Annotated in this window: 3 protein-coding genes; 1 reads left to right on the top strand and 2 read right to left on the bottom strand. The window is 41.2% G+C overall.

What is annotated here, in order from left to right; genetic code table 11:
• The first annotated feature begins 278 nt into the window (after positions 1–278).
• Positions 279–590 (top strand): hypothetical protein, encoded by a 312-nt coding sequence (locus RH88_RS12920; protein WP_050798511.1) that lies wholly within the window; start codon positions 279–281, stop codon positions 588–590.
• Here the strand turns inward: RH88_RS12920 and RH88_RS12915 are convergent.
• Both RH88_RS12915 and RH88_RS23000 read right to left on the bottom strand, forming a co-directional pair.
• Complete coding sequence (locus tag RH88_RS12915) at positions 583–792, bottom strand: hypothetical protein (protein WP_005596646.1); 210 nt, start codon at positions 790–792, stop codon at positions 583–585. The genes RH88_RS12920 and RH88_RS12915 overlap by 8 nt on opposite strands.
• Positions 793–954: 162 nt before the next feature.
• Entirely contained in the window at positions 955–1,107 is a 153-nt protein-coding gene (locus RH88_RS23000; RefSeq protein WP_005596644.1) for a Hok/Gef family protein, read from the bottom strand.
• Positions 1,108–1,688 lie beyond the last annotated feature (581 nt).

Raw genomic sequence — 1,688 nt, 5'->3', positions numbered from 1 at the left:
AGAGGATAAAGAGTCGCTTAAAGCCGCGATGTAATCACTGGCTATCGCTAATCGAGTGCTTGAGATCCAACTCAATGCCGCACAGCAAAGTGCTCAACCTGCCAATGTGTCAGTATTGAAACTTGAGGTTGAGCTAGTTGATCAGAAAAAGCAAAGAAATAAAGCACAGAGCGAGCTTGTTAAGGCAAGTGATAGCTATAGTTTGCTTAACGATAAATATATGGGATTGCTCTCGAAGAATAATGATGTTTAGCGGTGTAAATTTTTGCCTTAATCGTATGCGTACGATTAAGGCAAAAATTTTTCTATGGGGCATTACTTTGGAATTTGACGATTGGGTTTGTCTTGAGGCTGGCGAGGATGATTATGTCATCGCACGCTTTGAGGTCAGAGTGAAAGAGAAAAATCCGCTTGTGCTTAACAAGCTAAGTTATTCCAAATTCCTATTTGTTACTCAGCAATATCTAAATATAAAATTAGAGCCAGCCAAGCAGTCCATATGTGAACCTGTGCTCGATACACCTGACCCGTTAAGCTTCGATGAATACTGGCGGACGCGTGAAGTCCTTAAAAAGCACTTTGCTAAATAGCGTCATGCCATTTGCTTAATTGACCTAATGTGATGCGCGTCAACTCTTTCCCTATCAGGTCGGTTATTTCGATCTTATAGGCATTCGCTGGCGCTGTAGCTTTAGCCGATCGCTTTGCGGCGCATAATCCTTTCATACAAACAACTTCTTTACTTAACTCGTTTTCTTCTACATCTTTGAAAATGATCTGAAAGGAGGCCATTGCTTTACCTTACTCGATTGTTTTAATGCCTATATGATAACGGCGAAAGGTCTAGGACTTTTCGCCGTCATAACTATCACAACACAAACATGGGTGCTTATGGCCGTCACAAACAAAACTAAATCAAGGTGGGGATTCACAATCCCCCACCTTGTTCAGCTACTATCTCGATTCGTAGGCAAGCGTTGCTGAAATTACCGAGTTCCCATCCTTGAAGTGAAGCCCACAAAGTGTGCCCCTCGTCATCCATGTAAAACACAGAATCGTTAAGCAAATAACAATTAAGCTCCGTAGGGCGGTTTTATTTCGTGGCATACTCTTGCCTCCTTGATTTGAATCGTAATAGAGGCTAAGATTTGTTTTGCTAGTAACATCTCTAAACCTCATTAGTTTTAAATAACTTTCGGGGTTTTTTGATATTTACCGTCCGCAAAAAAATAGGATAATTGCTTTCGGTAAATAACCAAAAGCACCCACACCATTCTAGTGCTTTTCTGCTCTACGCTCTATCTTTTTGTTTCTTCAATAATTCCATTTGATTATTACCTAATCGCTTTAAGCATTTGTCGTTACCACTAAAGTGGTCGGGTTTTTCGGCTTCGCCTCGTGTCGATAACTTAACCAATACGAGCGGACTTATACCAGGTTCATGCTTCACTTGGCATTAGCCGGCTCTGTTCGTTATAGGCATCACTGCCATGACGCACTCAACTGCAATCCGCTCAACAATCACTAATCAGCAGCAAGCGACCAGCCTATCCCCGCTGGAACAGTAAGGCTCTTCCAAATCTGAAATTCTCAATAGCTTTAAAGCAGGTAAAATTCGCAAGAATGCGAAAAATAAAATCGTTTTGTTGTTGTCAGTAGCGACTAAAATAGTGCTGAAAACTCAATCT

This window comes from Vibrio scophthalmi LMG 19158, assembly GCF_000222585.1.
GTDB classification, from domain to species: Bacteria; Pseudomonadota; Gammaproteobacteria; order Enterobacterales; family Vibrionaceae; genus Vibrio; species Vibrio scophthalmi.
The sequence above is the reverse complement of the archived record's forward strand: the minus strand, read 5'-3'. Positions and strand labels throughout refer to the sequence as shown.